Consider the following 25,451-nt stretch of genomic DNA (forward strand, 5'->3'; position numbering starts at 1 on the left):
GAACGGGCCCGTGGCCGAGCAGCTCAAGGCGGCGGCCCCGGACGGCATCGACGTCTACTTCGACAACGTCGGCGGCGACCACCTCGAGGCCGCGATCGGCGCCCTGAACGTGCATGGCCGCGCAGCGCTGTGCGGGGCCATCGCCCAGTACAACGCGACCGAGCCGGCCCCCGGCCCGCGCAACCTCGCACTCGCCATCGGCAAGCGCCTCACCCTGCGCGGCCTGCTGGTCTCCGACCACAACGACCTGCAACAGCAGTTCGTGCAGGAGGTCGGCGGCTGGATCCGCGACGGGAAGCTCCGCTACGAGGAGACCGTTGTGGAGGGCATCGAGAACAAGGTCGAGGCATTCCTCGGCATGCTCCGCGGCGACAACACCGGCAAGATGATCGTCACCTTGCCGACACGGGCCGCAGTCGGCAACTGACCATCGTGGGCGGACTGCACGGCAGAGTCCGCACTCCTCAGCGCGTGGGCCCGGGGCTCCTGCCACCGGGCCCATGCCGGGGTTTGCATGGTGTCAAGAATCGGACGTCGACTCCCGTGATCGACAGTTGCGCCAAAACCTTTCACGGGGATGACCAGTAGGTAGCGGGGTTGGTCATGGCGTGTCGTCGTGGCCCAGCCCCACGCAGGTCCGCGATCTCAGGAAGAGGCTCGAACCACGGCAACCTACGACTTGCGGCAGCATCACGACAGGGGCGGCGAACCTGTCCCTCTTCTCGGAGCGCTCACGACGCCGCATACGTCTCGGACATGATGAGGCGTACTCTTCCCGCGCCATCCCTGTCCATCTGCGCAAGCGAGGCGTGAGAGCAGTGATCGGGACCGGCCGGTCGACGATGCCCGAGGGCGGATAGGGGGCAGCGACGGAGGCGGGCAGCAGGGGGGTGAGCCGCCCAGTCCGACGAGCGTGAGCAGTTGGGCCAGGTCGCGGCCCTCGCTGCGGATCTCGTCGAGGAACCGGTGCAGATCGCCGGGGCACAGGCCGAGGTCGGCGAGGGCCAGGCGTCCCGGGCGGCGGGCCACATCGGCTTCCGCCGGGGCGGTGTGCTCTGGGACGGCGGACCTGGGTCTCCATGCCGTCGATGCGCATGGTGACGTTCTCGGCCGTGGCGTAGGCGCATGGGTCAGGCCGGTGCGAAGGTGGACCAGGGTGGTCGGCAGCCGGTCGGTGAAGACCAGCCCATACCTCGGCCCCCCTCCGGCCTGCCGCCGGCGGGCGCCCCGGCGCCGCTCGTGCCCTGCGGACACGCAGCGCGCTTCCCAGCGTGGCGCGAGTTCCTCGATCAACTCGCCGAGATGCTGGCGTGTGACGCCGAACAAGGCTGGATGCGACATGGCCGCGCGGGCCTGCTTGATCTTCACACCTCAAGAACCCGGGCGGCCATCATCGTGTCACGGCCACCCGCGATCATTTGCGAGGCAACTCGTCAAGTTCGTGCTTGGCGGGCCGGAAGGCCCATGGGGTTGGGGAAGGGAATTGTGCCGGAGGTGAGGACCTGGTCGGCCAGCAGGCTGAGCAGGCCGAGGAGCTGGGCGGCCTCGGTCTGTGTGAGGGCGCGATAGGGCCGGACGGCCAGGGCATCGGTGCGGACCTCGATGTGGGCACGCAGGCCGCGCCCCTCGGCGGTGGGGCGTGACCTGACAGTGCAACACCGGACCCAGGCAGGGTCGGGTGCACACCAGCCGAACCTCCAGGCCAACACGGCCCAACAGCAATCGCGGGGCAACTCGTAAGTCCTGCCGGGTGACAAACCTGGGCTGCGCGCGCCAGCACCGCGCGTAACGGCCGGGTCCCACCTCTGCGGTGGTGGCGTCAGTTGAATGTCCCGGCCTCGTCGGCCAGCCGCGTCAGCAACGGCGAGGGCTCCCAACCGTCATCTCCGTGGAACCGCCTGAGTCCGGAGAGGACATGTGCGGCACCCACCGTGTCGGCGTAGAACATCGGTCCGCCGCGGTACCTCGGGAAGCCGTACCCCGCGATGTAGACCACGTCGATGTCCGAGGCGCGCAGGGCTATGCCTTCGTCGAGGATGCGCGCGCCCTCGTCGACGAGTGCGAACACGAGGCGCTGCACGATCTCGTCCGCCTCGAAGGTACGCAGCTCGGTGCCGTGCTGAGTGTGGAATGAAGCCAGCAGCTCGTCGACGACGGGGCTCGGGATCGCCTCGCGACTGCCGGGCTTGTAGTCGTACCACCCGGCACCGACCTTCTGCCCGAACCTGCCCATTTCGCACAGGGCATCGGCGATCTCGTCCCGGGGCATGCCGGGGTCTTCCGCGTAGCGCCGCTTGCGGATCGCCCATCCGATGTCGTTGCCCGCCAGGTCGGATGTCCGGAACGGGCCCATGGCGAAGCCGAAGTTCTCCGCGGCGGAATCGATATCGGCCGGTGTCGCGCCCGCGCGGAGGAGTTCCATCGCGGCATCCCGGTACTTGGCCAGCATCCGGTTGCCGATGAAGCCGTCGCACACCCCGGCCACCACGCCGGTCTTGCCGATCCGCTGTCCCACCGCCATGGCTGTGACCAGCACGTCGTCCGCTGCCTTGGCCCCGCGCACGATCTCCAGCAGTTTCATGACATTCGCGGGGCTGAAGAAGTGCATGCCGAGAACATCCCCGGGGCGCCCGGTCACCGCGGCGATCGCATCGATGTCGAGGGTCGAGGTGTTCGACGCCAGAATCGCGCCGGGTTTCGCCACCTCATCGAGCCGGGTGAACACCGAACGCTTGACGTCCATGTCCTCGAAGGCCGCCTCGATGACCAGGTCGCTGTCCGACACGTCCGCATAGTCCAGGGTCGGCGTCAGGAGCGCCATGCGCTGCTCCAGCCCTTCGGCCGTCAACTTCCCTGTCTTCACTTGACGTTGGTAATTGCGACGCATGATGTCCAAGCCGCGGTCGAGCGCCTCCTGGCTGCTCTCCACGATGGTGACCGGAATACCTGCGTCCAGAAAGTTCATCGCGATGCCGCCGCCCATCGTTCCGGCACCGATGACCGCCACCGTGTCCACCCTCCGGGCCGACGTCCCGAGCGGGACGTCGGGGACCTTGCGGGCGGCCCGCTCGGCGAAGAAGGCGTGGCGCAGCGCGGCCGACTGCTCGCCGTTCATCAGCTCCAGGAACGTCTTCCGCTCCTCGGCCAGCCCTTCCTCGAACGGCGTGGTCGCCGCTTTCTCGACCAGAGCGAGAGCCGCCGCCGGCGCCAGGAATCCTCGGCTGCGTCGGCCCAGGCGCTCCCGTATCACGCTCACCGCGGCCGCGTCGCCGGAACCCACACTCAGGTCCCGGACCCGGGGGAGCGGCCGTACCGCGGCCATCTCGGCCGCGAGTTCCAGCGCCGCCGCCATCACGTCGCCGTCCACGACCCGGTCGAAGAGCCGTTGTCCCGGGAGGTCTCCGAGCTCCCGCCCCGTACGCGGTGCACCGCCGCTGATCATGTCCGCCGCCACGGCGGCCCCCACCAGGCGTGGCAGCCGCTGGGTGCCGCCGGCGCCGGGGACCAGTCCCAGGTTCACCTCGGGGAGCCCGATCCTGCTCTTCGACGTCGCGACCCGGTAATGGGCGCCCAGCGCGAGCTCCAGTCCGCCGCCGAAACATGTGCCGTCGATCGCGGCCACGACGGGCTTGTCCGCGGCCTCCAGCGCCGCGATGACGTCGCCGAGCGTCGGTTCCGCGATGGTCTTGGGCGTCCCGAACTCCGTGATGTCGGCCCCGGCGGAGAAGAATCCCTCACGGCCGGTGAGCACGACGGCATCGACGTCGCCGGAGTCGAGGGCACGGTGCAGACCCTGCACGATGCCCTGCCGTGTCGCGTGCCCGAGCCCGTTGACCGGCGGGTTGTCGAGGCGGAGGATCGCTGTGCGTCCGATGACGCTGTACTGGGTGGACATGGGTGGCACCACTTCCTTGACGAATCGGTGGTCAACGCGGGTCGGTAACGGCTGAAGCGGGTGATGACAGGGACATTTCCCTGTCGCCGCCCTTCGTCGGCCGGGGCCGTTCGAAGCGCATGAGTCCCTCCTGTGCGACGGCGGCCACCAGACGTCCGCCCGTGTCGAACAGCCTTCCGCGGGTGAGCGCCCGGCCGTGCTCGGCCGAAGGGGAGACCTGGTCGTACAGCAGCCATTCGTCCGCGCGGAAGGGACGCAGGAACCACAGCGAATGGTCCAGCGACGCACCCTGTACGGCGGTTCGGGGATGTGGCAGCCGCGCGGAGCCCAGCAACGCCATGTCGCTGAGATAGGTCAGCGCGCAGGTGTGGACGGCACCGTCGTCCGGCAGCGGACGTCCGTACCGGATCCACACCCGCTGGCAGGCCGGCGCCCCCGGGACGTGGCCGATCTCGCCCCCGGGCACCCATCGCATCTCCCAGTGGCGCCACTCCGCGGGCCGCGGCATGCCCCAGCCGTTGATGCGGTCGGACTCCGGGATGTCGTCAGGTGCCGGCACCGCCGGCATGTCCACCTGGTGGGAGAACCCTTCATCCCCGCGATGGAAGGACGCCGTCATGGTGAAGATGGCCTCCCCCGCCTGGACTGCGGTCACCCGGCGGGTGCAGAAGCTGCCGCCGTCGCGGATCCGCTCGACCAGATGGTCCGTCGGCTCGTGCGGACGGCCGGGCCGCAGGAAGTAGCCGTGCATCGAGTGAGCCGAGTACGACCGGTCGAGGGTACGCGCCGCGGCCATCAGCGACTGGGCGGCGATCTGGCCACCGAACGTCCGCGCCCACTCGCTGGGGATCGGGCCGGACCGGAACCGGTCCGGCGCAATCTCGTCGAGGGCCAGGACCTCTGGCAGACCGGCCATGCTTCGGCTCCTCTCGCTCGTCATGCGGACGTCGCCCCGCGCAGTTCTCGGCGCAGGATCTTGCCGCTGGTGGTCTTGGGCAGGTCGTCTCGGATGCTGACAGTCCGAGGGGCCTTGTAGGCGGCCAAGTGCTCGCGGCAGTAGGCGACCAGCTCTTCGGGCTCGACGGATCCTTCGGGCCTCAGGCTGACGAAGGCCGCCACCGTCTCGCCGCGGTAGGGGTCGGACACACCGACCACGGCCGCCTCGCGCACCGCGGGGTGCCGGTAGAGGACGTCCTCGACCTCGCGAGGCCACACCTTGAACCCGGAGGCGTTGATCATGTCCTTCTTACGGTCCACCACGTACACCCAGCCCTGCCCGTCCATGAAACCGACGTCGCCGGTGAGCAGCCGCCCGTCCGGGATCGACTCCGCTGTGGCCTCGGGCCGGTTCCAGTACGCGGGAACCACCATGGGTCCTTCGACCGCGATCTCGCCGACCTCGTTCGGTCCCAGGTCCCTGCCGCCCTCGTCGACGATACGGACCATCGCGGTCGGAAGGGGCAGGCCGATCGACAAGGTGCCCGAGTCGGGATCCACGGGAGCCTGTCTGCCCACGGGCACCACTACGCAAGGGGCACTGGTCTCCGTGAGCCCGTAGCCGTTGCGGATGTACAGTCCCGTCTGCTCTCGGAACCGCTCGACAACTGCGGGCGGCAGCGGGGCGCCGCCGGAGTTGAGGGTCCTCAGCGAGGCGAACGCCTCGGCGGAGAAGTCGCGGTGTGCCATCAGCGCCATGTATGCGGTGGACGGCCCGACCATGTAGGCGGGCCGTTCCCGCTTCAGCGCATCGATCACCACCCCCGGCTCGAAGCGGTGGGCGAGCACCAGGGGGCTCGCGAGGTCGACCGCGTTGAGCAACTGGACGACCATGCCGGTGATGTGGAACAGCGGGGCCAGAGCGAAGATCGGCGATCCCGAGGGGATCTCGTCGTACAGGCGCAGCAGGACCGCGTTGACGGTCAGGTTGCGATGGGTGTTGGTCGCCCCCTTCGGCAGTCCGCTGGTGCCGGAGGTGTAGGAGATCAGTGCGATGTCGTCGGGTGTCAGCCCGGGTTGGGCGGGTCGCCGCCCCACCCGTGCCCTCGCCACTTCGAGGATGTCGTCCGCGCCCTCACTGCGCTGCCGGGTCAGACCGGCGAAGACGCGTGGGTCGTCCAGGGATTGCAGGTCCAGCGGGCTGGCGGTGAGCGCTGTCGTCACCCCCGCCGCGGTGGCCCGCTCACGGACGTGCTCCGACCAGGCCTGCTCATCGCACACGATCGCCGACACCCCGGAATCGGTGAGGATGTGCGCGAGTTCGTCCCGGTACATCGGGTTGAGCGGTACGACTGCGCCGCCCGCCTTCCAGGCACCGAACAGCGCCAGCACGAACTGCGGGATGTTCTGCAGGTCCAGCGCCAGCCGGTCGCCGGGTCGGAAGCCGCGCTCGAGCAGGTAGTGCGCCACCCCGTCGGAGAGCTCATCCACTTCCCGGTAGGTCAGCGTGCCACCGAGGTAGGTGGTGGCCGGGCGGTCGGGGGCGGTGGCCACCGCGTCGGCCAGCAGCTCCAGCGTGGTGCGGGCCGGGACCGGTTCCACCTCCCGCAGCCTTTCGGTGTACTGCGCCGTCCACGGCCTGTCGTCGAACCAGCTCATCGCTGCCGAAGCCGCCTTTCGGGGGTGAGGGTGTGCGGGGTGTTTCAGGTGGGGGCGCGCTGACCTTCACACGCGACCGGTCAGCGCGTCCCGGAGATCCCGCCGTCAACGGGGATCACCGTGCCGGTCAGGTAGGCGCCCGCGCGGGAGGCGAGGAAGATCGCCGGACTCGCGATGTCCTCAGGGGTGCCGACGCGGCCGAGGGGCACCCGTTCGACCACGGCGTCCCGCAGCTCGGGGGCGTCCAGGACGTGCGCCATCATCTTGGTCGGGAATGGGCCCGGAGCAAGGGCGTTGACGGTGATGTGATCACTCGCCAGCGTGGCGGCCATCTTGCGGGTCAGCATGTGCACCGCCGCCTTGCTCGCGACGTAGGAGAAGTTGTCGGACGCGGAGACCACGAGCCCGTCGATCGACCCGATGTTGATCACTCGCGCGGGGTCTTCCGCGGTGGCGGCCGCCCGCAACTGCGGCAGCAGCCGTTGCGTCAGCGAGAAGACCGCCTTGACGTTGACGTTGAGCACCTTGTCGAAGCCCGAGTCGGGGAACTCGCCGATCGGCGCACCCCAGGCGGCTCCCGCATTGTTGACCAGGACGTTCAGCCGCGGCGCGACCTCCGCGACCCGCTCGGCCAGGCTCTCGAGGCCCTCGGCGGTGGACAGGTCCGCCGGGTGTGCCAGACAGGTTCCGGCGCCGGCGGACGTCAGCGCGGACAACTCCGCTGCCGCCTCCTCGCACGCCTCGGCCTTGCGTGAAGAGATGATCACCGTGGCCCCGGCGGCCACAAAACCGTGCGCGATCATCAGCCCGATTCCGCGTGAGCCGCCGGTTACCACCACGGTCTTTCCGCTGACGTCGAACAGTGCGGCGGGGTTCACGACACCGCCCCGACCAGGCCCGCCGCGCCCATACCGCCGCCGATGCACATGGTGATCACGGGGTAGCGCGCGCCCCGGCTCCTGCCTTCCAGCAACGTGGGCCCGACCAACCGCGCCCCGGTCATGCCGTACGGGTGGCCGACCGAGATGCCGGTCATGCCGGCGGACCGCTGCTGCGCGGCGCACCCGAGAATCACGTCCTCGACCTCGCCGCCGTCGAACCCCGCGCGCCACGCGGCATGGCTGATCGCGTGCGCCGCCGGCGCCTGTGCCTGGGTGTTGTTGAACGCGCCGCGGTAGGCCTTCCCGATCGGCGTACGCGCCGTCGATATGATGACTGTTTGCCTCATCACCGCTCCTTTCTGTATGCGCGAGTGCCAAAGTCCCGTGGGCAGGCGATCGGGTCAGATACCTGCCGTGTCCGCGACTTCGTGGGCCTTCGCCACCAGTGCGTCGATGCGCTCCGCGGTCGGGGTCCCGGACGCGGCCTTGTTCCGCGGTTCGTCCATCGCGCGGCGCATGACGCCCTCCGCGATGATCGCGACCTTCCACAGCCCCATCGTGTGCCAGTAGCCCAGCGCCGTCAGGTCGCGTCCCGACGCCGCCGAGTAGGCCGCCACGAGTTCCTCGCGGGTCGGGAAGCCGTCGAGAGCGGTCGCGACGAAGTCGCCCGAGGTGTTCTCACCCTTGCCGGGCCAGTAGGCCAGCAGGCTGCCCATGTCCGCCAACGGATCACCCAGCGTTGACAATTCCCAGTCGAGCACCGCGGTCACCTCCCCGGTGTCGTAGGAGGTGATGACGTTGCGCAGATGGAAGTCGCCGTGCACGAGCGTCAGTTCGCGCTGCTCCGGGACGGCCGCGACGAGGCGGTGGGTGAGGTCCTCCAGGGCGGGCAGCTCGCGGGTCCTGGACCTCTCCCACTGGGCCGACCACCGCTTGAGCTGACGCTGCGCATACGGCTTGTGGCTGGCCAGACCGGTCAGCCCGGTCACCTCGAGATCGACCGCGTGGATCTTCGCCAGCGTCCGCGGCAACGACATCCCGATCGCCCGACGGCGCTCAGGCGTCAACGACCGCGCGATCGACATCCTGTCGACGACCTCGCCGTCCACGAACTCCATGAGCAGCAGCGGGACGTCGGTCACGGCGGGATCATCGGTCAGCCCGAGCACCCGCGGGGTCGGGACGGCGGTGCTCTCCAGGGCGGTCAGAATCCGCGCCTCGCGGGCCACGTCGTGCGCCGACGCCAGCAGGCGACCCAGCGGTGGGCGCCGCAGCACCCACCTACGGCCGGCCAGATCCCGTACCAGGTAGGTCAGATTCGACTGGCCGAGCCCGATCCGGTCGAAGACAAGCGGCCCGGCGAAATCGACGCCGAGGGTCTCGAACCAGCGGCTCACCGCCCCGGCGTCGATTCCGACGATGTCCGCACTAGACACTGATGCCGGCTCCCTGCCTGAACGGGAGCGCGTCACCGAGCAGTTGCCCGCCGTCGATCACCATGGTCTCGCCGGTGATCCAACTCGCGGCGTCCGAGACGAGAAAGGCGACCGCGGAGGCGATGTCGGCAGGCTCGCCGATGCGGCCCAGCGCCATCGATGCGGACACGGCCTGCTCGTGCTCCTTCCACAGAGCCTCGGCCAGTTTCGTGCGCACCACACCCGGTGCCACCGCGTTGACGCGGACCTTGGGCGAGAGTTCCAGGGCCAGTTGCTTCGTGAGATGGATGAGTGCGGCCTTCGACGCGTTGTACAACCCGATGTTCGCCTCGAAGGCCATGCCGCCGACCGACGCGGTGTTGACGACCGCCCCGCCGTGCTCGCCCATCCAGGCCCGCGTGGCCAGGCCCGTCCACAGGACGGGAGCCCACAGGTTCACGTCGAAGGTCTTGGCGAACCGCCCGTGATCCTGGTCGATGACCGGCCCGAACGCCGGGTTCGTCCCCGCGTTGTTGACGAGGATGTCCAGGCTTCCGAAGCGCTCGAGCGTCAGATCCACACAGCGCCGGGCCGCCTCTTCGTCGACCGCGTGCGCACCGACGCCGACCACTGTGCCCTTGACCTGGGCCGCGGCGACGTCCGCCGCCTCCTGGGACCGGGAGGTGAGGACGACGTTTCCGCCCGCGGCAGCGATGGCCTGGGCGATCGCCAGCCCGATACCGCGCGAGGCGCCGGTGACGACGGCGGTGCGACCGGTGAGATCGAGTCCTGCCATCTCAGCTCACCGCTGCCGTGGCGGCGTCGCGGTACTGCCGCAGTTCCTGCTTGGCGATGGCCCGCTTGTGGACCTCGTCGGGACCGTCCGCCAGCCGCAGCGTCCGCAGATGCGCGTACATCATCGCCAGCGGGAAGTCCTCGGTCACTCCTGCTCCCCCGTGCACCTGGATCGCGCGGTCGACGATCTTCAACGCGATGTTCGGGGCGGCCACCTTGATGGCCGCGATCTCGGTGCGCGCTTCCTTGTTCCCGACCGTGTCCATCAGATACGCGGCCTTGAGCGTGAGCAGACGGATCATCTCGATCTCGATACGCGCTTCCGCGATCCAGTCCTGGACATTGGACCGTTCGGCAACCGGGCTGCCGAAGGTCACACGTGACTGCGCGCGTCGGCACATCAGCTCCAGCGCCCGCTCGGCCGCGCCGATCGCCCGCATGCAGTGGTGGATACGGCCGGGACCGAGCCGGGCCTGGCTGATCGCGAAACCCTCCCCTTCGCCCTTGAGTACGTCCTTGGCCGGCACCCGCACATTCTCGAAGGTGATCTCCGCGTGGCCCTCGCGATCCGCGTACCCGAACACCGGGAGGTTCCGGATCACGGTGACCCCGGGGGCGTCGATGGGGACGACCATCATCGACTGCTGGCGATGCGGGGCCGCCGTGGGGTCGGTCTTGCCCATCACGATGAGCACCCTGCAGTTCTTGTGCATCGCGTTCGAGGCGAACCACTTACGGCCGTTGAGCACGTACTCGTCGCCGTCGCGCTCCATCCGCAGCTCGATATTGGTGGCGTCGGAACTGGCGACACGTGGCTCGGTCATCGCGAAGGCCGAGGCCATCGTCCCGTCGAGCAAGGGCTTGAGGTACTTCTCCTTGTGCTCGTCGGTGCCGAAGAGGGTGAGCACTTCCATGTTGCCGGTGTCGGGAGCGTTGCAGTTGCACGCCTCGGAGGCGATGTGACTGCGCCCCATGATCTCCGCCAGCGGCGCGTACTCGAGGTTCGTCAGCCCCGGGCCCCACTCGGGGTGCGGGTGGAAGAGGTTCCACAGTCCGCGCTTTCGCGCCTCCGCCTTGAGTTCCTCGATGATCGGCGGATGGAAGTGCGGGTCACCCGACGCGCGCATCTGCTCGTCGTACACCGCCTCAGCGGGGTAGATGTGCGAATCCATGAACTCGAGCAGATCCGCCTGGTACTTCTTGGCGCGGTCCGACGTCTCAAACAGGGACATCTGAACTCCTGACGGGTAGGGAGGGAAAACTCGGTGCGCGCTTGTCGAGGTGACTGGCCACGCCTTCGACGAAATCGGCCCCGCGGAAGGCCTGGAGCATCAGGCCTTCCGCCCGGGTCACGGAATCGGCGTAGGTGCCGTCCGCGTCGCCCTGCAGTTGGCTCTTGATGGTGGCCATGGAGGCCGGGGAGCAGCGCGTCGCCAGATCGGCGGCGTACGCGACAGCGGCATCGACCACACTGCCGGTGGGGACCAGGTGGTCGAGAAGACCGATACGCAGTGCCTCCTCGGCGTCCACCATGCGACTCGACAGCAACAGGTCCGTTGCCCGGCTGCGCCCCACCAGCCGCGGCAACAGCCAGGAGATCCCGTACTCGGCGATCAGCCCGCGCTGCGCGAATGCCGTGGTGAACCGCGCCGAGGGCGAGCCGAAGCGGATGTCGCAGTAGAGCGCCTCCACCATGCCCAGGCCCGCGGCCACTCCGTTGACCGCACCGATCAGCGGTTTGCGCAGGGTCAGCGGTACATCGCGCGGCCGGCGCCGCGCCCGGTCCGCCTCGGAGACCTCGCCGAGTGTCTGCAGCCGCTGGAGGTCGGCGCCGGCGCAGAATCCGCGTCCCGCGCCGGTGACCACGACGGCGCGTACGTCCGGATCGTCCTCGGCGGCGTCGAGCAGCGTGAAGTAGCGGTCTTCGAGTTCGTCGGTCCAGGCGTTCAGCTTGGCGGGCCGGTTGAACGTGAGCACCAGCACGGGCCCGCGGTGTTCGGCGAGGACCAGCTCGCCCGGCGCGCCGGTCATGCCTGCTCCAGCAGAGAGCTCTGGTAGCGGCGCATCCCGCGCAGCCACCGGTCGTAGTCCGAACCCTTCTGCCGGTACATGTCGAGTACTTCTTCATGCGGCAGGATCAGGAAGCGCTCGTCCTCGATCGCGGCGAGGACGGCGTCGGCGACCTCGGCCGGCTCGAGGACGTCACCCGCGGACGTGACGGCCTGGGTGGCCGCTCTCCCCAGGGCATCCCCGGAGTCCTTCCCGGAATACAGCAACCTGGTGTTCACCCCCATCGGGCACAGACAGCTGACATGGACCCCGCGATCGCCATAGGTGACACTCAGCCATTCGGAGAAGGCGACGGCCGCGTGCTTGGTGACGGCGTACGTGGCGGAGCCGATCTGGGTGAGCAACCCGGCCGCAGAGGCGGTGCTGACGAAGTAGCCCTCGCCGCGCTCGAGCCACCGCGGCACCAGCAGCGTCGCCGCACGGATGTGGGCTCGCAGGTTCACGTCGATCGAGAGGTCCCAGTCCTGCTCGCCCGCGTCGAGGCCGGGAGCCCCGGCGATGCCTGCGTTGGCGAAGTAGAGGTCGACCGGGCCGAACGCGCGCTCCGCCAGGTCGATCAGCTCCTGGATCTGGGCGGTGTCCGACGCGTCCGCGCCGGCGCTGACGGTGCTTCCCGGATGGTCGGCGTTGACTGTCGTGGACACCGCCCGCGCGGTGTCCGCGTCGAGATCCGCGACGACGACCCGGGCACCCTCGCGAGCGAGTCGTGCGACCAGCGCGCCGCCGATGCCGCCACCGCCACCGGTGACGATGGCGACTCTTTTTGCAACGTTCACAGCGAACCCTCTCCGTGGCGGGGTGTGCGGTGCCGGGGCACGGCCCTCGCGATGCTGCGGCCGTGGCCTCCGCCCACCTGTATAGTTGAATCTGACGTCAAGTTCAACCGTTGGGTATGCGTCACCGCACGGAGAAGGCGCAAGCGATCGCCACATTCGCCGAGAAGGTTGAAGAGGGGAGAAGGGAGAAGGCCGGATCAGCGGTGGCCGGGGAACCGCAGGGCGTTCGCCCAGAGCCGGGTGACGGTGGACACGAGTTCCTCGAAGTCCACTGGCGTACCTTCGTCTTGCCCTTCGCCGAGCACGAAGGCGTTGTAGGCCATGACGCTGACCATGCTCGAGAGCGCACGGGAGGCCATCATCGGATCGACCTCACGGTCTGCGACGCCCCGCGCCTGCAGGTCGGCGATGCCGCGGGCGTTGCGGCGGATGAACGCATCCGCGCGCCGACTTCGGAACTCTCGGAACTCCGGCTCCACTTGGGCGACCTGCTCGAGCAGTCCCATCAGCTTGGCGTTCCGCTTGTATGCCTCGAGATACGCGCGATTACTCGCCTCGAGTACCGCATACGGATCGTCCGTACCCTGCACCCGGCCCATGCCGGGGTGCAGCATGTCCTCCTGCGCCTCCAGAAGGACGGCGGCAAGCACCTCTTCCTTGTTGGCGAAGTAGGTATAGAAGGAGCCCGCCGCGCATCGGGCCTCTTTGGTGATGTCGGTCAGGCGGGTGTCGAGGTAGCCGTCCCGCTCGAACACCTTCCGCGCGGCCTTCACCAAAGCGGCGCGCGTCCGCGCTCCGCGCTGCGTCGTCGGCGGCTCACGCAGTGGCGAGAGGGGCGCCATCGGAGGTACCTGCTCGCTGTCCTCGGGCGCAGTGGTGTCCATCCGCAAAAGTGTACTTGAATCCGACGCCAGACTCATAAGTTCGCACGGTGCGCGGGCTCGTGGAGCTGTGGCGCACCCCGTCACAAGCGCTGAAGCCGGCTCTTCGCCTCGGCGTACTCACCGGCGAGGCGCTCGACGACCGCTGCCGCGGGAAGTACCGCCCCGACCGCACCGACGCCCTGACCGGCGCCCCATATGTCCCGCCACGCCTTCGCCCCTTTGATGTCCTGGTTCCCGAAGTCCATGGCGGACGGATCGGAACCGGGCAGTGCGGCCGGATCGAGCCCCGCGGCCTCGATGCTGCCGCGGAGGTAGTTGCCGTGCACGCCGGTGAACAGGTTGGAGTAGACGATGTCCGCAGCGGTGGAGTCCACGATCATCTGCTTGTACTGGTCCTCCGCGTTCGCCTCCTCGGTGGCGATGAACGCGGAACCCACGTAGGCGAGGTCCGCGCCGGCGGCCTGTGCGGCGAGGATCGAGCGGCCGTGGGCGATGGAGCCCGACAGCAGAAGGGGGCCGTCGAACCAGTCGCGAATCTCCTGGACGAGCGCGAAGGGTGACTGCGTGCCGGCGTGCCCGCCCGCGCCCGCAGCGACGGCGATCAGGCCGTCCGCGCCCTTTTCCACTGCCTTGTGCGCGAACCGGTTGCTGATGACATCGTGCAGCACGATGCCGCCGTAGGAGTGGACCGCATCGTTGACATCGGCCCGGGCGCCGAGAGAGGTGATGATGATCGGCACCTTGAACTCCACGACGGTCGCGAGGTCCTCCCCCAGGCGTGAGTTGGTCTTGTGCACGATGAGATTGACCGCGAACGGCGCGGACGGTGCCTCGGGATGGTCGGCGTCGTGCTTGGCCAACTCCTCCGTTATGTGCTGCAGCCATTCGCGCAGCGCCGACTGCGGCCGCGCGTTGAGCGCGGGGAAGGAACCCACGATGCCGGAGGCCGACTGGGCGATGACCAACTCCGGACTGGACACGATGAACATCGGCGATGCGACCACGGGCAGGCGCAGCCGGTCCCGCAGGATGGGGGGCAGGCTCATGAGCAACTCACCATGCGTCTTTCTGCTGCTTTCTTCTGCGGCGGACGCATCTCGTCCGCCGACGGATGTTCAGTGCCGGCGGGCGGGTACGTCGCCGAGCGCGGGGTCGCGGGTCAGCTCCGTACGGTCGATGGAACGCTTGAGGATCTTCCCGGTCGGGCCCTTGGGCAGCGCGTCGACGAACCGGATGATGCGCGGCACCTTGTAGGCGGACAGTCGCTCTCGTGTCCAGTCCGACACCTCCCCGGCATCGAGATCCGAACCGGGCCGGGCGGCGACGAGCGCGGCGACCTCCTCGCCGTAGTGGTCGTCGGGAACGCCGATCACGGCTGCCTCGATGATGTCCGGGTGCTCGTAGAGAACTTCCTCCACCTCACCGGGATAGACGTTGTAGCCGCCGCGGATGATCAGGTCCTTGATCCTGTCGACGATGCGCAGGTCGCCGTCCGTGTCGGTTTCGCCCAGGTCGCCGGTCCGGAACCAGCCGTCGGGCGAGATGGCCGCGGCGGTGTCCGCGGGGCGGTTCCAGTAGCCGCGCATCACTGTGGGTCCCTTGATGTGGACCTCGCCGACGGTGCCCGGCGGGCACTCGTTGCCGTCGATGTCACGCACCTGGACCTGCAGCCGCGGGACAGCCCGGCCGGTGTACCCGGTCTTGCCGCCGCGGTCGATGTCGTTGAAGGTGCCGAACGCGGTGCTCTCGGTGAGCCCATAGCCTTCGAGGATGGTGCAGCCGAAGCGGGCTTCGAAGGCCCGGGCGATCTCCCCGGGCAGCGACGCGCCCCCGGAGACGGCGACACGGAGCCCGGCGAAGTCCGCCGGGTTCGCATCGCCCGCCGCGTGCAGCATCGCGTTCCACATGGTCGGTACGCCGGCCATGATGGTGAGCCGGTCGCGGCGCAGCATCTCCAGCATCGACGCCGGGTCGAATCGGGCCAGCAACGACATCGAGCCGCCCACGGTCAAGGTCGCCATCATGACCGATGCCTGGCCGAACACGTGGAACAGCGGAAGTCCGGTGCCGGTACGGTCGGCGCTCGATCCGCGGCTGCACTCGGCGCCGATCTCCCCGGCGGACAACAGGTTCCCGACCGTGAGCTGGGCACCCTTCGGCCGCCCTGTCGTACCCGAGGTGTACAGAATGGCCGCGGTCTCGTCGCGGTCCCTGTCGACGACGGAGGCGGGGGCGGCTTCGGTGACGGTCGCGCCCGGGGACAGCGTCCAGGAGGGCACCTTGAGCGCCGAGGCCGCCTCCGCGACGGCGGGGCCCAGGGCGTGCCATGCGATCGCCAACGAGCACCCGGCGTCGCCGAGAACGTACTCGACCTCGGCCCGGGTGGACATCGTGTTGACCGGCACCACGACACAGCCCGCGGCCTGGATCCCGAGGTAGGCCACCACGAACTCGGGCACCGACGGCGCCGCCAGCAGTACCCGGTCCCCGGGCGACAGGCCCGCGGCGGTCAAGGAGCCCGCATACCGAACGCTCGCGTCGGACAACTGCCGGTAGGTCCACTGATCCGTGCCGCCGCGCAGCGCGATGTTGTCGGGAGTTGCAGCCGCGTGGCGGCGGACCGGGTCGAGAACACTGGCCATGAGTGGTGCCTTCCGGGGAGGTGCCTTCCGGGGATGTGAGCAGGTGATGCGGTGCGGATCCCACATGAGACCGGTCTGCTGCGACCGGTCGATCGGTCAGACGGTGATCCTGAAGTGTTCGGCGAGTTGGCGGCGGGTGTCGGCGGCGCTGGTGTGCAGCACGCCCCCGATTCCGATCCGTGCCGCTCCGTCGAGGTTCTGCTGCAGGTCGTCGATCATGACTGCCTCCTCGGGGGCGACGCCGAGGCGTTCACATGCGATCGCGTATATCCGCCGGGAAGGCTTGCGGATTCCGACCTCGGCGGAGATGACGACGGCGTCGGCCACGGCGGCGAGGTCGACTCCGTCGTAGGTTCCGGTTCCGAACGAGTTGGACACCAGCGCAACGGGATACCCGGCGGCGCGGAGATCATCGAGCAGGGTGAGCATGTCCTGGTCGATCGACATTCCCGCTTGCATCCGGGCCGTGAGCCCCTCCGCCCGTACGTCGGCGCCGTGGGCGCGGAGGCGCTCGGCGAACCCTCGCTCGAAGGCTGCGGCGTCGATACGGCCGGACTCGTGGTCGGCGAGGAGGGTGCGTGATGGCTGGTCCCGGCTGAGGAGGTCCAGCGGCAGGCGCGGGTCGCCGCCGAGCGAGGCGCCGAAGTCGGTGAAAGCCTGCAACACACTGGAGGTGATGACCCCACCGAAGTCCACGAGGACCGCGGTTCGCGCCTTTTCCGTCAGGCTCGACATCTCAGGCCACCTCGAACAGTCCGGCTGCGCCCATTCCGCCGCCGACACACATCGAGATCACCACGTACCGGACGCCGCGGCGCTTGCCCTCGATCAGGGCGTGCCCCACCAGGCGGGCACCGGTCATTCCGTACGGATGGCCGACCGAGATTCCGCCGCCATTGACGTTGAACCGCTCCGGGTCGATGTTCAGTTCGTCGCGGCAGTACAGCGCCTGGGAAGCGAACGCCTCGTTGAGTTCCCACAGACCGATGTCGTCGATGGTGAGGTCGTGCTGTTTCAGCAGCTTCGGAATGGCGAACACCGGACCGATCCCCATCTCGTCCGGTCCGCAACCGGCAACGGCCATACCCCGGTAAACGCCCAGCGGCTCCAGTCCGCGGCGCTCGGCTTCCTTCGACTCCATCAACACCGACGCCGAAGCACCGTCCGACAACTGCGAGGAGTTGCCCGCCGTCACGCTGGAATGCGCGGTCACCTGACCGTCCGGCAGCACCGGCGCCAGCCCGGCCAGGCCCTCGAGTGTGGTTGACGCGCGGTTGCCCTCGTCCCGGGTCAGGGTCACAGCCTCGTCCCGCACCTCCCCGGACTGCTTGTCCAGGACCTTCTTGACGCTCTCGAGCGCGACGATCTCCTGGTCGAACCGCCCGGCCTCCTGCGCCGCCGCGGTACGCTGCTGCGACACCAGCGCGAACTCGTCCTGGCGTTCCCGGCTCACGCCGTAGCGTTCGGCGACGATCTCAGCCGTCTGCAACATCGGCATGTAGATGCTCGGCTTGTGCTCGACCAGCCAGGGATCCGCCATGCGGTGGGTGTTCATATGGTCGTTCTGCACCAAGGAGATCGACTCGACACCGCCGCCGACAGCGACCTGCATGCCGTCACCGACGATCTGCTTGGCGGCCGTCGCAATCGCCATCAGGCCCGACGAGCACTGCCGGTCGACCGTCATCCCGGACACGGTGTCCGGAAGTCCGGCGCGGAGGGCAGCCTGGCGGGCGACGTTGCCGCCCGAGGATCCCTGCTGCATGGCGCAGCCGAAGATCACATCCTCGACCTCGCCGCCCTCGAGCCCGGCGCGCTGCACCGCGTGCGAGAGGGCATGGGCGGCAAGTTCCTGCGCCTGGGTGTCGTTGAACGCGCCGCGGTACGCCTTCCCGATCGGCGTCCTTGCCGTCGAAACGATGACTGCTTCTCTCATGTCGCCTCACCTCCCGACCGTTTATAGTTGAACTCGGCGTCAAGTTCAATCGTGGCGCAGTAGGCTGACCGACCAGTCGGTATGAAGGGCCGAATCATGACGGAGTTGAGCATCTCCACTGCTGCGGGCGTGTTCGACGCGATCGCGGCGGGTCCGCCCGAGGGCCGCCCGGTGCTGCTGCTGCACGGCTTCCCGCAGACGGGCCTCGTGTGGCAACGGCAGATCGCGGCGTTGGCCGCGCACGGCTACCGGGTGGTGGCACCCGACCAGCGTGGGTACTCCCCCCGGGTCCGCCCCGAGCGTCCCGAGGACTACCGCATCAGCGTCCTGGTCGAGGATGTCGTCGCGATCACAGAGGAGTTGGGCTGGGCGTCGTTCGACCTGGTCGGCCATGACTGGGGCGGCGCGGTGGCGTGGTGGACCGCCGATGCCCACCCCGGCCGCGTACACACCCTGACGGTTGTCTCGACCCCGCACCCCGGCGCTCTGGCCACCACCTTGCGCACCGACCCGGACCAGCGCGAACGATCGCACTACATGATCGACTGGCGCGAAACGCCCGCAACCGAAGAGCGCATGCTCGCAGACGACGCCAAGGCGCTTCGCGCCGCTTATGCCGGAAAGATTCCGCAGGACAGTGTCGAGGTCTACATGCGGCACCTGTCCCAACCGGGCGCTCTCACCGCGGCGCTGAACTGGTACAGGGCCGGCCGCCCCGACGGCGCGATCGGCGTCATCGATGTGCCCACGCTGTACGTCTGGAGCACGGAGGACAGCGCGTTCGGCCCGGCGGCCGCGCAGGAGACCGGGCAGTGGGTCAACGGACCGTACCGGTTCGAGACCCTCCAGGGCGTCAGCCACTGGGTCCCCGAGGAAGCGCCCGAGACGCTGAGTCGCCTGCTGCTCGAACATCTGCGAGCGCACGGCGAGTACGGAACCACCGGAACCACAGCAAATACCCCGTCTGTCGACTCTCAGAAGAGGTGACCCCATGAAGGCAGCACGAGCAGCCTGGCGCCGGCTCGAGCCCGTACACGCCATGATCTACTTCGTCCCCGAGGGAAGGCGCCGGTACGCGGACCTCGGACTCAGCGGACGCGCCGGGTACTTCGCCTCCCGGAGCGCCGCCTTCGGCCAGGCACCTGCCGATCTGGTCATCTCGACCTTCTACAACTTCAACCCCGCTTTCGTACGGAAGGCGGTCGACGGCGCCTGGGACACGGTGACGCCGCAGCAGGTGCTGGACGCGCGGCACGCCGCCGCGGGCGAGGCCCTGCGGCGGGCCGGGATCCACGAACTCCCCGCTCTGGACGAGGTCCTGACCCTGACGCGCAGGGCCGCCGAGGCTGCCTGCGAACACGCGCAGGGCCGCCCGCTGTTCGCCGCCCATGCCGCGCTGCCCTGGCCGGAGGAACCGGTACTGCAGCTGTGGCACGCCCAGACGCTGCTCCGGGAGTTCCGGGGAGACGGCCATGTCGCGTGCTTGCTGAGCGAAGGCGTGGGGAGCCTGGAATCCCTGATTCTCCACGCTGCCACCGGTGAGGTTCCCGTCGACTTCCTCAAGGCAAGCCGCGCATGGCCCGAGGAGGAGTGGGCCGACACCGAGGAGGCCCTGCGCACGCGAGGTCTTCTCGACGGCGACTCCCTCAGCCCGGAAGGCGTACGCCTGCGACAGCACATCGAGGACCGCACCGACCGCCTGGCCCTTCCCGCCTACGCCGCCCTGGGTGATGCCGACTGTGAACGCCTCGCAGAACTGGCGAGCCCGTTCGGCCGCACGGTCGTCGAAGCCGGCCTCCTCAAAATCGGCTGACCGAGCCCTTCACACGCCATCCGCTTCGTACTCGACCTGCTCGAACTGGCTCACCGACGTCGACGCCGCCGCCCGGGACCTGACCCCGCACCGACCATCCGGCCCCGGGCCCCGGCTCGTCGCCATAGTGCACGCCAGAAGAGACCACAGGTCAGAGATCCCTTTCCGCAGGCTCCAGAATCGCCACGCACTCCACATGGGCGTCATCGGAAAGGTGTCGGCCTGAGCGCGAACACGGAAACTAGCAGGTCAGATGCCGTTTCTTGGTCCTGCAATGAACGTGTGAGGTGCCCAGAGCGTCAAACGAGCGTAAACGGCTGACGATCTGACTCTCTCCCTCGAACGGGCACACGAAGCCCTGCGCGTCTCAGAAGGCGTCCGCATTCCGTTCGGCGGTCTTGATCAGTCGAACGATGAGTTCTTGCGGGCTGCCGGGTCAGTACGGACATGACTGCAACGAACACGCCGCCGGTCGTCTCCCGCTCGGAGTGGCTGGCCGCAATCGACACCCTGCGCGCCCGGGAGAAGGCGCACACCCGGGAGGGCGACGCGATCGCCGCCGCCCGGCGCCGCCTGCCCATGACCGAGGTGGACCCGTCCGCCCCGCTCGTCGGAGGCAAGGGGCACGTCCCACTGATCGACGTCTTCGAGGGCCGCACCCAGCTGTTCGTGTCGTATCACATGTGGCACGACGGCCACACCGCCGCCGACCAGTGCGAGGGCTGCACCTTCTTCACCGGCCAGGTCCGCGAACTGGCCTACCTGCACCAGCGTGACGTCACCTTCGCCGTCTTCTGCCAGGGCCCCTACGAGGAGTCCGAACGCTACCGCCGCTTCATGGGCTGGGACATGCCCTGGTACTCCGTACCCGCCGAGTCCCACGAACGGCTCGTCGCCGACCGCCACTTCGGCATGAAGGCGTGCTACCTCCGCGACGGAGACCGCGTCTACGAGACGTACTGGACCACCGGCCGCGGGGTCGAGCCCATGGCGCCCTCCTACGGCATCCTCGACATGGCCGTCTACGGACGGCAGGAGACCTGGGAGGACTCCCCGCCAGGTTGGCCGCAGCCGTACGAGACGCTCGGCCAGCAGTTCCGCAAGGACGGACGGCCGACCGCGCAATGGGCACGGATCGCCGCCGGGCACGACGACGACCTCCACGACGGACAGGCTGGCACGGGCAGCTCGGGCTGCTGCTCCTGAAGCCGGGCCCGCAGGTGCAGCCCAGCCGGATCCGAGGACCGCAGTGATCCGGACGTGCAGCCTCACCGTGCCCCAAACCTCTCGGCGGCCGCTGCACGCAGCCGCTCAGAAGGCGTCCGTCTGCCGTTCGGCGGTCTTGATCGGTCGAACAGGGTTCCTGTTCGGGTGATGCTGGCGGTGCCGGGGCATCACGGCAGACACCTCACGATGCCAACGTGTCAAGCTGCGGCGGTGAGTTCGGTGGGGAACGCGGTGTCCTCGTCGAACAGCTTGCGGTGCTGCAGGCAGTGGTAGAGCTGGCCGATCATGCGGTTGAAGCAATGCCACGAAGTTAGCGCCGCAGCCGCCGAGTCAAGGGCGCGCAACGCCTCGGGTACGTCCTCCGGTTCCGGGAGCGTCCGCGCCTTCTGGAAGCTACCTGCGCCGCGCATGTTTCGCATCGACGTCCTGACCTGTGCCTTGCGGGTGTACGACGCTGAGTGCCTGGTCTGCAGGTCCTCGGGCAGGGTGATTTCCTCCCAGCAGCTTGATCACCCCGCCAGGCGAGACGATCCCGGACACGTAGTTCGAACTGCGGACAACGTGGGCCGACATGCCGCGCATGGCGTAATGAGCCGCTCGGGCGGGCTTCCCGGGTCACGTTGTGCGGAGGCGGCGACGGGGGGCGGGGAGGAACGAGGTGGCGAGCAGGGCCATGGGCGAGGAGATCCCGGAGGACCGGTCGGAGGGTTTTGGTGAGCGGCTGCTCGGCCTGCTGCTGGACAGGGCGCACCATTTGCCGCCGCAGCTGATCGCCCCGCTGATCGCGGAGGAGGTGGGCAGGGTGGGAGGTCGTGACGTCTCCATCCTGCTCCAGGACTACGCGCAGGAGCTGCTGGTGCCGCTGCCGGGCAGGAAGCTCCACGTCAGCCAGCCCGAGCCGGTGATCGACTCCCCCGCTGGCCGGGCCTTCCTGCGCGGGGATGTCGTCGAGGTGCCGCAGGCCCTCGGCGGCGTCCGGATGTACCTGCCGCTGCTGGACGGCAGCGACCAGGTGGGCGTCATGGCCCTCACCCTGGATGCCGTCGGCGAGGACGACCGGCGGCTGCTGAGCCGGCTCGCCGGCCTGGTCGCCGACCTGCTGGTCACCAAGAACGCCTATACCGACCAGTTCTTCCAGGCCCGGCGCCGGGAGCCGATGAGCGTGTCCGCAGAGATCCAGTGGACTCTGCTGCCGCCGCTGTCGATGTCCGTGCCGCAGGTCGAGGTGGCCGGCATCCTGGAGCCCGCCTACCGCGTCGCCGGCGACAGCTTCGACTACGCGCTCAACGACAACATCCTGCACGTCGCCCTGATCGACGCGATGGGCCACGGCCTGGACGCCGCCACCATGGCGACCGTGGCGATCGGCGCCTACCGGCATGCCCGGCGCGTGTTCATCGGCCTGGCTGAGAAGTACGCGTTCATGGACGATGCCATCTCCCGGCAGTTCGGCCCCGACCACTTCGTCACAGCGCAGCTGATGCATATGAACATCGCCACCGGTGAGATGGAGCTGGTCAACGCGGGCCACCCCGCACCGCTGCTGATCCGCGACGGCCGGGTCGTCAGACAGCTGGAGAGCGCCACGACGCTGCCCATCGGCTTCGGCGGTGAGGCGCCCCGGATCAGAGAGCACACGCTCCAGCGAGGCGACCGGGTGCTGTATTACACCGACGGCATCATCGAGGAGCACGTCGCCGGTGGGGAGCTCTTCGGCGAGGAACGCCTCATCAGTTGTGTCAACCGCCTGGGGGACGAGCCGTCGGAGGGGGTGCGAGCAGATCTTCGCCGCCTCTCCCACATGCTGAAGAACGAACGGGGTGGGCGCACCAGCGACGACGCCACCCTTTTCATGATCGAGTGGCGCGGGGGCGCCGCCGACCACCTCGCCGTTCTTGACTGAGTTGAGCGCCTCGACGTCAACCGAGTCCGCACCGGACAGCGCCGCTCACGCGGACGACGCCCCCGCTCCGAGGCTCTCGGCCAGCTCCTCGCCGCGGCGGGTGGAGACGCCGAGGAGGTAGGCGGTGGCGACCACGCTGATGAGGGCCTGCTCGGCCCGTCGACGGCGCTCGAGGAGCCGGTGCGGGAAGTAACTGCCCTGCCGCAGCTTGGGTATAGCCAGTTCGACGGTCCCGGCGCGGGTGTCCCACTCGCGCGGGCGGTAGCCGTTGCGGTGGTTGACTCTCTCGTCGCTGACCTGACCGTATTCGGCGTTGCAGAGGGCGTCGGCCTCGGCGGACATGAGCGCGTCGGCGAAGGTTTTGACCATCGCGCGCAGCAGATCGGGACTCGCCGCGGCGAGGTTGTCTTCCGCGAGGGCGTACAGGGGCACACTGTCAGGTGCGGTCATCGTGCTGATCTCCTTCGAGCCTTCGACATCTCGAAGATCAGCCGGTGGCCGTTCTCATATCCGGGCACTCACTCCGACGCCGGGGCAAACACCCGGATCACGTGGGAGCCCGTACACCACTTCCAAGGACGCAACCCCGGGGAGAAATCCGGGAGAAGATCTTCTCCCAAAGCCTCCGCGACACCACCCGAGACCAACCGTCACCGGCGCTCTGACCTGCACAGATGCCAGCTACAGCAGGTGCGCAACATGATCGGACCTCATTCGGGACGAAGAGGTCGTGGGTTCAAATCCCGCCACCCCGACAGTGAAACACCAGGTCAGGCCCGGTGCTGAGAGATCAGCACCGGGCCTGATTTGCTGTGCGGACCCGTTTTGGGAGCCATTTGGGAGCCGACTGCGGGAACTGGCTCCCAGGGCCCGTCTGCCCGACGAGCACGCAGGAGCGTGTGCGGTCAGAGCCAGTCCCAGTGCTTGAAAGCGAAGTACAGCGTCAGAGAGACAACGACGATGACGGCGCTGGAAACGATGAATCCCGACTGGTGTCCGAAGCCGGGGTAGGGAAGGTTCTGTCCGTAGAAGCCAGTGATCGCCGTGGGCAAGGCGATGATCGCGGCTCAGCTCGTCACCTTCTTCATGATCAGGTTCATCCGGTTCGCCTGCACCGACAAGTTGGTCTCCATCACCGAGGCCACCAGGTCGCGCAGTGACTCCGTCCACTCGCCGGCACGCAGCACGTGGTCGTACACATCGCGGTAGTACGGCAGCAAGGGGCCGTCGACGACTTCGAGGTCGGGCGCATGAGGGCCTTGACGACCTCCTGCATGGGCAGGACCACGCGACGGAGCCGGACCAGTGATTTCCGCAGGGCGTAGGACTGGCGCTGTACGGTCTGGATCTGTCGGTCGCCTTCGGCGAAGAGCAGATCGTCCAGTTCTTCGATACGTTCGTCGAGTTGCTGTACCGCGGCGAAGTGCCCGTCGACGACATAGTCGAGCAGGCCGTGGAGCAGAAAAGCGACTCCGTGTGCTGCCAGAGCCGGGGTACGGTCCCAGCGGGCGACCAGCTCGTCGAGGGCGAACGCGGCGTCCTTGCGGACGGTGATCAGCGCCTGCGACGTGAGGATGACCGCGAGCTCGCTCATCGTCAGTCCTGCACCGTCGGGGTCCACGGCGACCGCGTAGACACTGAGGAAATGATGGGTGTGGTAGCTGTCGAGTTTCGCCCGCTGTCCCTCGTGCAGCGCGCCCTCGAGAGCCAGCTCGTGGAGACCGAGTTCCTCGCCGACCGCCGTGAACTCGGCGCGGTTCGGGCGGTACAGGTCCAACCACACGGTCGTAGACGGATCCGCCAGATGCCGGGAGATGTCCCGGACCGGGAAGTCCTCCTCGACCAGGGAGCCGTCGCGGTACAGCCGAGTACTGGCCATGTCGCGCACCCTAACGGCACCAGCGGAACATCAGCGGACAACCACTACCGGGCATCCACCCCGACGGGCGGTACCGCCTCGATCGCCTTGAAGTAGGCGCCGCCCAGCGGAGACAGCCCTACGGGCGCCCGGACCTCCAGACGTCATTCCTCGGGCTCGTGGCGTTCCTCGCCGGCCCGAGGGTCCTCCGCGGGGATCGGGTGTGCCTGATGGGTGCCGGTGTGGATGAGGATCTGTTCGGCATGGGTGATGTTGTCGGCCCGGATGGCCCTGGCCATCGCGGCACGGGCGGTGTCGGGTGTCGTGTGCGGCGGGACCACGAGAAGGGAGAAGTGGTCCTGGTCGCCCCGAGTGATCAGGACGGTGTCATCACCGACCGGGAAGGAGTCGATTTGGACGACCTGGTCGTCGATGACCAGGCGCGTGGGAAGTCCATCCCATGCGGTGGCGTCCAGGCCGACGCGTGTGATGGGGCCGAGGTGCCCGGTCAGGACGTGGATGAGGCCGGGCAACTCCGCGCCGATGTCGCGGGAACGCGGCCACCACGCGCCATCGAGGTTGCCTTCCCGGGAATGTGTCGTCTCCAGCCGCAGAAGAACCGTCCCGGGTTTCGCGGCACGATGGATCGCGTCCGGCAGGAGCCCGGGGGCACGAGGGATGTCGGATTCGGTCATGGTGTGTCCGCCTGTCTGCGGGATACGGTGTCGCCGCCGAACGCGGGACCTCGTCCTCTCACCGTA

25 protein-coding genes and 2 pseudogenes are annotated in these 25,451 nt (G+C 68.6%); 6 read left to right on the forward strand and 21 right to left on the reverse strand.

The annotated features are described in order from the left end of the window. Both ACTWQJ_RS07630 and ACTWQJ_RS07635 read left to right on the forward strand, forming a co-directional pair. On the forward strand, nucleotides 1-427 hold a 427-nt coding region (locus ACTWQJ_RS07630; RefSeq protein ID WP_443305858.1), incomplete at its 5' end, for a zinc-binding dehydrogenase. 494 nt (nucleotides 428-921) lie between these two features. Then, a complete protein-coding gene (locus ACTWQJ_RS07635; RefSeq protein ID WP_224740537.1) occupies nucleotides 922-1,101 on the forward strand; it encodes a hypothetical protein in 180 nt (59 codons plus the stop codon). Between the two features lie 332 nt (nucleotides 1,102-1,433). On the opposite strand, the gene ACTWQJ_RS07640 is transcribed toward ACTWQJ_RS07635, so the two are convergent. The 16 genes from ACTWQJ_RS07640 to ACTWQJ_RS07715 form a co-directional block, all read right to left on the reverse strand. After that, nucleotides 1,434-1,709, reverse strand: a complete 276-nt coding sequence (locus tag ACTWQJ_RS07640; RefSeq protein WP_443305859.1) for a helix-turn-helix domain-containing protein — start codon at nucleotides 1,707-1,709, stop codon at nucleotides 1,434-1,436. A 110-nt stretch (nucleotides 1,710-1,819) separates the two neighbouring features. Beyond that, complete coding sequence (locus ACTWQJ_RS07645) at nucleotides 1,820-3,895, reverse strand: 3-hydroxyacyl-CoA dehydrogenase NAD-binding domain-containing protein (protein ID WP_443305860.1); 2,076 nt, start codon at nucleotides 3,893-3,895, stop codon at nucleotides 1,820-1,822. Between the two features lie 31 nt (nucleotides 3,896-3,926). Next, nucleotides 3,927-4,811: an acyl-CoA thioesterase gene (locus ACTWQJ_RS07650; protein ID WP_443305861.1), complete on the reverse strand. Its 885-nt coding sequence runs from the start codon at nucleotides 4,809-4,811 to the stop codon at nucleotides 3,927-3,929. 20 nt (nucleotides 4,812-4,831) lie between these two features. After that, nucleotides 4,832-6,490 carry a long-chain-fatty-acid--CoA ligase gene (locus tag ACTWQJ_RS07655; RefSeq protein WP_443305862.1) on the reverse strand — a complete coding sequence of 553 codons (1,659 nt, stop codon included), beginning with the start codon at nucleotides 6,488-6,490 and terminating at the stop codon, nucleotides 4,832-4,834. Between the two features lie 80 nt (nucleotides 6,491-6,570). Continuing rightward, on the reverse strand, nucleotides 6,571-7,368 hold the full coding sequence (locus ACTWQJ_RS07660; RefSeq protein WP_443305863.1) for an SDR family oxidoreductase: 798 nt from the start codon (nucleotides 7,366-7,368) through the stop codon (nucleotides 6,571-6,573). Continuing rightward, nucleotides 7,365-7,718 (reverse strand): thiolase family protein, encoded by a 354-nt coding sequence (locus ACTWQJ_RS07665; protein ID WP_443305864.1) that lies wholly within the window; start codon nucleotides 7,716-7,718, stop codon nucleotides 7,365-7,367. The genes ACTWQJ_RS07660 and ACTWQJ_RS07665 overlap by 4 nt, the downstream gene beginning before the upstream one ends. A gap of 54 nt (nucleotides 7,719-7,772) precedes the next feature. Further along, on the reverse strand, nucleotides 7,773-8,807 hold the full coding sequence (locus tag ACTWQJ_RS07670) for a phosphotransferase family protein (protein WP_443305865.1): 1,035 nt from the start codon (nucleotides 8,805-8,807) through the stop codon (nucleotides 7,773-7,775). Next, nucleotides 8,800-9,582 carry an SDR family oxidoreductase gene (locus tag ACTWQJ_RS07675; protein WP_443305866.1) on the reverse strand — a complete coding sequence of 261 codons (783 nt, stop codon included), beginning with the start codon at nucleotides 9,580-9,582 and terminating at the stop codon, nucleotides 8,800-8,802. Before ACTWQJ_RS07675 ends, ACTWQJ_RS07670 begins: the two co-directional genes overlap by 8 nt. A 1-nt stretch (nucleotide 9,583) precedes the next feature. Continuing rightward, the gene (locus ACTWQJ_RS07680; RefSeq protein WP_443305867.1) at nucleotides 9,584-10,813 is read right to left on the reverse strand and encodes an acyl-CoA dehydrogenase family protein; all 1,230 of its coding nucleotides are present in this window, start codon (nucleotides 10,811-10,813) and stop codon (nucleotides 9,584-9,586) included. Then, complete coding sequence (locus ACTWQJ_RS07685) at nucleotides 10,800-11,612, reverse strand: enoyl-CoA hydratase-related protein (protein ID WP_443305868.1); 813 nt, start codon at nucleotides 11,610-11,612, stop codon at nucleotides 10,800-10,802. Before ACTWQJ_RS07685 ends, ACTWQJ_RS07680 begins: the two co-directional genes overlap by 14 nt. After that, the gene (locus tag ACTWQJ_RS07690; protein ID WP_443305869.1) at nucleotides 11,609-12,427 is read right to left on the reverse strand and encodes an SDR family oxidoreductase; all 819 of its coding nucleotides are present in this window, start codon (nucleotides 12,425-12,427) and stop codon (nucleotides 11,609-11,611) included. The genes ACTWQJ_RS07685 and ACTWQJ_RS07690 overlap by 4 nt, the downstream gene beginning before the upstream one ends. Before the next feature lie 197 nt (nucleotides 12,428-12,624). Continuing rightward, nucleotides 12,625-13,311 carry a TetR/AcrR family transcriptional regulator gene (locus ACTWQJ_RS07695; RefSeq protein ID WP_385515592.1) on the reverse strand — a complete coding sequence of 229 codons (687 nt, stop codon included), beginning with the start codon at nucleotides 13,309-13,311 and terminating at the stop codon, nucleotides 12,625-12,627. Nucleotides 13,312-13,391: 80 nt separating this feature from the next. Further along, nucleotides 13,392-14,357, reverse strand: coding sequence for an NAD(P)H-dependent flavin oxidoreductase (locus ACTWQJ_RS07700; protein ID WP_443305870.1), 966 nt, complete (start codon nucleotides 14,355-14,357; stop codon nucleotides 13,392-13,394). A gap of 69 nt (nucleotides 14,358-14,426) precedes the next feature. Then, the gene (locus ACTWQJ_RS07705; RefSeq protein ID WP_443305871.1) at nucleotides 14,427-15,953 is read right to left on the reverse strand and encodes an AMP-binding protein; all 1,527 of its coding nucleotides are present in this window, start codon (nucleotides 15,951-15,953) and stop codon (nucleotides 14,427-14,429) included. Nucleotides 15,954-16,049: 96 nt separating this feature from the next. After that, the gene (locus tag ACTWQJ_RS07710) at nucleotides 16,050-16,688 is read right to left on the reverse strand and encodes an HAD family hydrolase (protein ID WP_443305872.1); all 639 of its coding nucleotides are present in this window, start codon (nucleotides 16,686-16,688) and stop codon (nucleotides 16,050-16,052) included. A gap of 1 nt (nucleotide 16,689) precedes the next feature. Further along, nucleotides 16,690-17,889 carry an acetyl-CoA C-acyltransferase gene (locus tag ACTWQJ_RS07715; protein ID WP_443305873.1) on the reverse strand — a complete coding sequence of 400 codons (1,200 nt, stop codon included), beginning with the start codon at nucleotides 17,887-17,889 and terminating at the stop codon, nucleotides 16,690-16,692. 96 nt (nucleotides 17,890-17,985) lie between these two features. Here ACTWQJ_RS07715 and ACTWQJ_RS07720 point away from each other — a divergent pair, with 96 nt between their 5' ends. The 3 genes from ACTWQJ_RS07720 to ACTWQJ_RS07730 all read left to right on the forward strand — a co-directional run bounded on the left by ACTWQJ_RS07720 (nucleotide 17,986) and on the right by ACTWQJ_RS07730 (nucleotide 20,908). Continuing rightward, nucleotides 17,986-18,876 (forward strand): alpha/beta fold hydrolase, encoded by an 891-nt coding sequence (locus ACTWQJ_RS07720; protein WP_443305874.1) that lies wholly within the window; start codon nucleotides 17,986-17,988, stop codon nucleotides 18,874-18,876. Nucleotides 18,877-18,880: 4 nt separating this feature from the next. Beyond that, nucleotides 18,881-19,702 (forward strand): SCO6745 family protein, encoded by an 822-nt coding sequence (locus ACTWQJ_RS07725; protein ID WP_443305875.1) that lies wholly within the window; start codon nucleotides 18,881-18,883, stop codon nucleotides 19,700-19,702. Nucleotides 19,703-20,149: 447 nt separating this feature from the next. After that, the gene (locus ACTWQJ_RS07730; protein WP_443305876.1) at nucleotides 20,150-20,908 is read left to right on the forward strand and encodes a DUF899 family protein; all 759 of its coding nucleotides are present in this window, start codon (nucleotides 20,150-20,152) and stop codon (nucleotides 20,906-20,908) included. Between the two features lie 218 nt (nucleotides 20,909-21,126). Here the strand turns inward: ACTWQJ_RS07730 and ACTWQJ_RS07735 are convergent, their stop codons facing one another. Continuing rightward, a complete protein-coding gene (locus ACTWQJ_RS07735; RefSeq protein ID WP_443305877.1) occupies nucleotides 21,127-21,339 on the reverse strand; it encodes a hypothetical protein in 213 nt (70 codons plus the stop codon). A gap of 263 nt (nucleotides 21,340-21,602) precedes the next feature. Here ACTWQJ_RS07735 and ACTWQJ_RS07740 point away from each other — a divergent pair, with 263 nt between their 5' ends. Further along, the gene (locus ACTWQJ_RS07740) at nucleotides 21,603-22,832 is read left to right on the forward strand and encodes a PP2C family protein-serine/threonine phosphatase (RefSeq protein ID WP_443305890.1); all 1,230 of its coding nucleotides are present in this window, start codon (nucleotides 21,603-21,605) and stop codon (nucleotides 22,830-22,832) included. Nucleotides 22,833-22,898: 66 nt separating this feature from the next. Here the strand turns inward: ACTWQJ_RS07740 and ACTWQJ_RS07745 are convergent. The 4 genes and pseudogenes from ACTWQJ_RS07745 to ACTWQJ_RS07760 form a co-directional block, all read right to left on the reverse strand. Further along, nucleotides 22,899-23,282: pseudogene (locus ACTWQJ_RS07745) on the reverse strand (transposase); the annotation flags it as partial. 455 nt (nucleotides 23,283-23,737) lie between these two features. Then, nucleotides 23,738-24,031, reverse strand: a pseudogene (locus tag ACTWQJ_RS07750) (CorA family divalent cation transporter). After that, nucleotides 23,965-24,711 (reverse strand): magnesium transporter CorA family protein, encoded by a 747-nt coding sequence (locus ACTWQJ_RS07755; protein ID WP_443305878.1) that lies wholly within the window; start codon nucleotides 24,709-24,711, stop codon nucleotides 23,965-23,967. The pseudogene ACTWQJ_RS07750 and the gene ACTWQJ_RS07755 overlap by 67 nt, the downstream one beginning before the upstream one ends. A gap of 143 nt (nucleotides 24,712-24,854) precedes the next feature. Then, nucleotides 24,855-25,385, reverse strand: a complete 531-nt coding sequence (locus ACTWQJ_RS07760) for a DUF5994 family protein (protein WP_443305879.1) — start codon at nucleotides 25,383-25,385, stop codon at nucleotides 24,855-24,857. Nucleotides 25,386-25,451 lie beyond the last annotated feature (66 nt).

The organism is Streptomyces sp. KR55 (assembly GCF_052245645.1).
In the GTDB taxonomy this organism is placed as follows: domain Bacteria; phylum Actinomycetota; class Actinomycetes; order Streptomycetales; family Streptomycetaceae; genus Streptomyces; species Streptomyces flavusporus.